The sequence below is a fragment of the Microcoleus sp. Pol17C6 genome (assembly GCF_036701145.1).
In the GTDB taxonomy this organism is placed as follows: domain Bacteria; phylum Cyanobacteriota; class Cyanobacteriia; order Cyanobacteriales; family Microcoleaceae; genus Microcoleus.
Window position 1 is genome coordinate 132,176 of record NZ_JAUBQH010000009.1, and the last position, 6,000, is coordinate 138,175.

The window sequence follows — 6,000 nt, forward strand, 5'->3', positions numbered from 1 at the left end:
CTCTATATTTAACCTAAATTGTCTTTATTAGAAGATTTCAATTATTTATCCCCTCCTAGAGCCAAATAAGGTTTGTCCTAGCCGTACCATAGTAGCACCTGCTTGAATTGCCAAATGATAATCCCCCGACATCCCCATCGATAGCTGCTGCATTTGAATGCAGGGCAAATTTTGCTGCTGGATTTTCTGTGCAAGTTCGTGAGTGCTGTTAAATAATTCTAGGATTTGCGAGTCATCTAATCCCAGCGGAGGAATTGTCATCAAACCTTGAATTTTGATATGCTGACATTTGCTGAGTTCTGGAAGGTCGGCCAGCAGTTCTGGAACGCTCCAGCCGTATTTGTCCGGGTCGGGCAACATTTTGACTTGCAGGCAGACTTGGGGAGAGCAGGACATTTCCCCCGCCAAGCGCGAAAGTCGCTGAGCGAGTTTTAAATTGTCGAGAGAGTGAATCCACTGGAAATGCTCTAAGGCCTTGGCGGCTTTGTTGGCTTGCAAGTGGCCGATCAAGTGCCAGTTGATATCCGGCAAATCTTGCAGTTGAGTTTGTTTTTCGGCAGTCTCTTGAACCTTACTCTCGCCAAAATCCCGGATACCGGCGTCGTATGCTTCGCGGATAGCATCAGTCGGTACCTGTTTGGTAACGGCAATTAACCGCACTGATTCGGGCAACTGTTGGCGAATGCTGTTAATTCGAGAGGCTATGGTCATGGGTACTCAACGCTGGGAACTGGAGGGAATGAAAATTAAGACAGTTACCAATTACCAAATTACTGATTTTCGTTATTGAAACGTGCGCTGGTGAATGGTCTGCAATTGGTCGTACTCTTGATATTGACCGCTGCGACGCAGGGTTCGCAGGCGAATTTCGACCATGAGGCGAGCGTCGGATCGGCTGATTGGTTCAAATCTCAGCCCGCCAGGGCCGTTTGTCACCAAAAAAAACAGGCGCTGGGCGTATAGGGTGGTAAATAATTCTTGGCTGTCTTCAACCTGGGATACCCTGAAGAGGAGGCCAAAGTTTGGATGATTCAGGTAAGTTTCGGTAGTCATTCACGCTCACAATCGATCAATTTTAGATTAAAGATTTAGATTTTAGATTTTAGTTTCACTCGATCGCCCGACGGCGTTGTTTGACGGCGGGGTACAAAGGGCGAGCGCCGTAGCCGTGCAATAGTCTCCGTCGTGGCTGAGGCTCAATTGCCACTGGCAATTTCCCCAAACAGAGGCTTGTGCTGCTGCGGTTCCGTGCAGTTGCACCTTGGGAGCACCGTTTTCGGAGCGCCGAATTTCCACATCTGCATACCGTATTCCCCGCCATCCCGTGCCTAGAGCTTTGACAACGGCTTCTTTTGCTGCCCAGCGCCCCGCTAGTTGGTTGCAGGAAACTCGATTCATTTTACCTTTAATGCTGCTGTGTTGAGAATTTAGTTGCCCGCAATCCCTTTGTTCGGCGGGCGTGTAAACTTTTTCGAGGAAGCGATCGCCAAACCGGTCTAATGCGGCTTGTATGCGCGGAACATATACGATATCTGTCCCAAGATAGATGTTCAAGGTCTTGGTTCTCTAAATATTTGTCTCCATTACTTTAGCAGGACTGTCGCGTACCAGACAAAACTTACTCAAATGTCGGCTCGTCCTCCAAACCCCGCTCGAATCCAGGGCTGTTTCATTCTCTTGTAGGGCCAATCCCTCGTGAAGAGCCCCGATATCTGAAACTCGAATCAGTCCTTCCCAATTCTTCAATCTCAAATCTAATCAATCAATCAATCAATCAATCAATCAATCTCAAATCTCAAATCTCAAATCTCAACTGTCCCAACCCCAAACGAAGCGGGCGCTCCAGAGGACGATCAAGCATCCGAGGGCGATCCAATCTCGGATTTTCAATTGCAATTGGTGCCATTCTACACGGTGTCGATCGGGACTGGTGAAGCCGCGAACTTTCATCGCGCTGGCTATTTGTTCAGCTCGCAGGAGCAAGTTTTCTAACAGCCGCTCCGCTATCATCAACCACACTTGAGCGGCGCTGCGAAATCCGAGTTTTTTCCAGTTTATCGCTCGGGTTCTGACCGATCGCACTAAATTTTGTATTTCTTCCAATACTAGGGGAATGAATCGCAAAGATAAAGTTAATGTTAAGGCTATTTCGGTAATAGGCCAGTTCAAGCGGCGCAGAGGCTGCATTAAGTTTTCAATCGCGGCGGTAATTTCTTCGCTGGCTGTGGTGAGAAGGTAGAGGTTGGTGCTGTAAATTACTGTGAAAAATAGGGTGCTGACGTTGATAGCTAAATCTAGGGATTTGCGGGTGATTTTAATCGGGCCTTGTTTGAATACAACGTAACGGTAGTTTGTGGGTTGGGGGAGTTGATTTGGGCTTTGGGCTTTGGGATTATTGGGGATTGGGGAGTTTGAGCCTAAGTTAAAAGATTGGTACCATGGTTTGGGCTTTTGAGGGGCCCGAAGGGTTGCCGGCTGTTGGGAAAAGGTTAATTCGTCGGCGGGGATGCGGGGCTGGTGTTCTGCGGGGAGTCCGTCGGGGGCGATCGCGCTGAGGCAAAATACTAATAGGCAGAATAGCAGCAGCATTCCCATTTGCTGTTTCCACACGCGCAAGGGAATTGCTGCTGTTAGTGTCAGTAAGATTAACATTCCTACTAGCATCAACCGCCAGATGGGATTGGCGAGTATTGGTGCAATCAGAAATGTCATCAACCAAGCTAATTTTACGCGGGAGTCTAGCCTGTGAAGCCAGGTTACTGGTTGTTCTAGGTAAAGTCCTATGGGGAGCGATCGAAGTAAGTCCATCTTGGGATTTTAGATTTTAGATTTTAGATTGTCGATTATTAATAATACTAATTTATTGAACCGCGAAGACGCGAAGGACGGCAAGAAGGAAGAGAAGGAAGAGAATAGAAAAAAACGCAATTTGCTTTGGTCGTTAAATTGCGTTTTTTATTGAATCTAAAATCGAAAATTACTTGACGCGCAGTGCTCTGTTTGTTGTGCTCATTTCTGTGGCACGAACTTTTTTGCCTCTCCAAAGTAGCCGCATTGGTGTACCGGTAAAGCCTAGATGTTTGCGGAATTGGCTTTCCATGTAGCGGCGGTAATTTTCGGTGAAGCGTTTGGGATCATTGACAAATAGGGCGATTGTCGGTGGCTGCGATCGCACTTGAGTACCGTAATAGATTTTGCCTTGTTTTCCTTGGCGGGTAACTGGGGCTGAGTGCCAGGTTGTGGCTTCTTCTATGACTTCGTTAATCACGGCGGTAGGGACGCGGCGTTTGTGTTCGTCTGAGGCTTTGTCTACTAATTCAATGATTTTTTCAACTCGCTGTCCACTCATGGCGCTAACAAAAATCATTTCGGCCCAGTCGAGGAAATAAAGTCGGGTTCTTACTTCTCTTTCGTACTCGTAGATGGTGTCGGAGTCTTTTTCTACTGCGTCCCATTTGTTGACGACTATGATACAGGCGCGACCTTCTTCGCTGATGCGATCGGCTAATTTTTGGTCTTGATCGGTAACGCCGTCTATTGCGTCAATTACTAACAGTATGACGTTGGCGCGGCGGATGGCTTTGAAAGCGCGGTTGATCCCGAAAAATTCTGCGCCGTATTCGACGTTTTTCTTTTTACGAATTCCGGCTGTGTCGATCAGGCGGTAGGTTTTACCGTTGCGTTCTACTAAGGTGTCGATCGCGTCGCGGGTTGTTCCGGAAATCGGGCTGACTATAGCGCGATTTTCTCCTAGAAATGCGTTTAACAAACTCGATTTGCCGACGTTGGGACGACCGATAATTGCTACTTTAATTTCCTCAACTTCTGGTAATACTTCTGTAGGAAGGTAAGTAATTAATTTGTCCAGCAATTCGCCGGTGCCGTTGCCGTGAATGCCGGAAATTGGGTAAGGTTCTCCCAGTCCCAATTGCCAAAAGTCGGCTGCTTGGGTAAGCCCTGTATTTTCGGATTCGCATTTGTTAACGGCGAGAATGACTGGGACTTTTTGCAGTCTCAGCCAAGATGCGATCGATTCGTCGCCGCCGGTGAGCCCCGTTTGTCCGTCTACTACGAAAATGGCTGCGCTGGCTTCTGCCAGGGCTGCCATGGCTTGTTCGCGAATTAAAGGCAGAAATTCTGTCTCGTCGTCGAATACTAGCCCGCCGGTGTCTACGACTTGATATTCTCGATCGCCCCAGTATGCTGGTCTGTAAGTGCGATCGCGCGTGATTCCTGCTTCGTCGTGGACGATCGCGTCTTGGGTGTTGGCTAAACGGTTGACGATCGTCGATTTGCCTACATTGGGGCGTCCAATAATAGCAACTATAGGTAGAGACATAAAAGTAGCAGCAATGAGGCTGCGCCGTAATTTTGAGGTTTAGCCTTTTATTGTAAGCGAAACTGGCCCAGATTGTATGCGATCGGACTGCATCGTGTATTATACCCTCTCCGGGGCTGTGCGCCCCGCGCCGCGAACTCATGGCCACCTCCGGAAACGAGATAAAGTACGATCGGACTGTTAACCTGGATTACCAGAGCTTGGTAACGATAAATGCTTCCTCCACATTCTCTAAAAATTGCTAAATGGAACGACTTATTTCTGTATTCGGGTTAGCTGTTTTTGTCGGTTTGTCCTACGCCTTTTCAGTTAATCGGCGCGCTGTCAAGTGGCCACCCGTACTGTGGGGAATTGCATTACAGCTAATTTTTGCTATTTTGATTCTCAAAACTGCTCCTGGTTTGGCTGTCTTTAAATTTTTGGCAGATTTGGTGACGCAGTTTCTCAATTTTTCTGATGTGGGGGCGAAGTTTATCTTTGGAGACAATTTTGCCGAACACTTTATCGCTTTTAAAGTGCTGCCGACTATCATTTTTTTCTCTTCGTTTATCACCCTACTTTATCACTACGGCATTTTGCAGCGAGTTGTCCAAGCAGTGGCCTGGTTGATGATTAAAACCATGAAAACTTCGGGCGCAGAAACGCTTTCTTGTGCTGCGAATATCTTTATCGGGCAAACGGAAGCTCCTTTGTTAATTAAACCTTATTTGGCGGCAATGACGCTCTCGGAACTCCATGCTGTCATGACGGGAGGATTTGCCACAATTGCCGGCGGAGTCATGGCAGCTTATATTTCTTTTGGAGTACCGGCTCAACATTTAATTGCGGCGTCGGTGATGTCTGCACCAGCAGCTTTGGCTATTTCTAAATTGCTTTACCCAGAAACTGAAAAGTCGCTGACTGCTGGGGAGGTGGAGGTGAAGGTGGAAAAGGTTTATGCTAATGCTGTGGATGCGGCGGCTCCGGGTGCTAGCGACGGGTTGAAGTTGGCGGCGAATGTGGCAGCCATGCTGATTGCTTTTTTGGGTTTGTTGGCTTTTTTTAATGCGCTTTTGGGGTGGTTTGGAGGGCTAATTAGTTTGCCTCAGTTGTCGCTAGAATTAATTTTTGCTTATTTGATGGCTCCGCTTGCTTGGCTGATGGGGGTGCCTTGGGCTGATTGTGCAGCGGTGGGGATTGTTTTGGGAAAAAAAACGATTTTGAATGAGTTTATTGCTTATTTAGATTTGATGGAATTGGTGAAACAACAGGCGATTTCTGAACGATCGCAAATTATCTCGACTTATGCTTTGTGCGGGTTTTCTAACATTGGTTCGATCGGGATTCAGATTGGGGGAATTGGCGCGATGGCTCCGCAGCGGCAAGGCGATTTGGCGAGGTTGGGCGTGAGGGCGATGATTGCTGGCTCTTTGGCTTGTTTTATGACTGCTTGTATCGCGGGGATGCTGATTTAAAACTTTTGAGTTTTTAGTTAAGCTGTGCGGTGCTTATGGTGAACCTTACATTAACTCCAGTAAATGTTAGTGAACTACCAGACGCTGACCACTTAAGTGGTACAGCGCTGGCTTCCTGATTCAACAGGGATAAGCTGATACGCAGCTAGATTGTATAATATAAATATAAAATAAGCGCTCATTAGTTAGAATGTATGCCAGCCAAAA

At 47.3% G+C, this 6,000-nt stretch carries 6 protein-coding genes; 1 reads left to right on the plus strand and 5 read right to left on the minus strand.

Annotated features, from left to right (window positions below; all coding sequences use genetic code 11):
* Positions 1 to 45: 45 nt before the first annotated feature.
* The 5 genes from QUA25_RS07385 to der form a co-directional block, all read right to left on the minus strand.
* Positions 46 to 711, minus strand: a complete 666-nt coding sequence (locus QUA25_RS07385; RefSeq protein ID WP_333036755.1) for a YggS family pyridoxal phosphate-dependent enzyme — start codon at positions 709 to 711, stop codon at positions 46 to 48.
* Positions 712 to 783: 72 nt separating this feature from the next.
* Entirely contained in the window at positions 784 to 1,053 is a 270-nt protein-coding gene (pipX, locus tag QUA25_RS07390; RefSeq protein ID WP_006634205.1) for a transcriptional coactivator PipX, read from the minus strand.
* Between the two features lie 42 nt (positions 1,054 to 1,095).
* Positions 1,096 to 1,554, minus strand: a complete 459-nt coding sequence (gene acpS, locus QUA25_RS07395) for a holo-ACP synthase (RefSeq protein WP_333036758.1) — start codon at positions 1,552 to 1,554, stop codon at positions 1,096 to 1,098.
* Between the two features lie 255 nt (positions 1,555 to 1,809).
* A complete protein-coding gene (locus tag QUA25_RS07400) occupies positions 1,810 to 2,808 on the minus strand; it encodes an energy-coupling factor transporter transmembrane protein EcfT (protein ID WP_333036760.1) in 999 nt (332 codons plus the stop codon).
* Positions 2,809 to 2,977: 169 nt separating this feature from the next.
* Complete coding sequence (der, locus tag QUA25_RS07405; protein WP_333036762.1) at positions 2,978 to 4,339, minus strand: ribosome biogenesis GTPase Der; 1,362 nt, start codon at positions 4,337 to 4,339, stop codon at positions 2,978 to 2,980.
* A 245-nt stretch (positions 4,340 to 4,584) separates the two neighbouring features.
* Here der and QUA25_RS07410 point away from each other — a divergent pair, with 245 nt between their 5' ends.
* Positions 4,585 to 5,793: a NupC/NupG family nucleoside CNT transporter gene (locus tag QUA25_RS07410; protein ID WP_333036764.1), complete on the plus strand. Its 1,209-nt coding sequence runs from the start codon at positions 4,585 to 4,587 to the stop codon at positions 5,791 to 5,793.
* Positions 5,794 to 6,000: the final 207 nt, after the last annotated feature.

Excerpts from the sequence above, each read along its gene's own strand:
- QUA25_RS07385 (WP_333036755.1), bottom strand. The coding sequence starts at position 711 with ATGACCATAGCCTCTCGAATTAACAGCATTCGCCAACAGTTGCCCGAA.
- pipX (WP_006634205.1), bottom strand. The coding sequence starts at position 1,053 with ATGACTACCGAAACTTACCTGAATCATCCAAACTTTGGCCTCCTCTTC.
- QUA25_RS07400 (WP_333036760.1), bottom strand. The coding sequence starts at position 2,808 with ATGGACTTACTTCGATCGCTCCCCATAGGACTTTACCTAGAACAACCA.
- der (WP_333036762.1), bottom strand. The coding sequence starts at position 4,339 with ATGTCTCTACCTATAGTTGCTATTATTGGACGCCCCAATGTAGGCAAA.
- QUA25_RS07410 (WP_333036764.1), top strand. The coding sequence starts at position 4,585 with ATGGAACGACTTATTTCTGTATTCGGGTTAGCTGTTTTTGTCGGTTTG.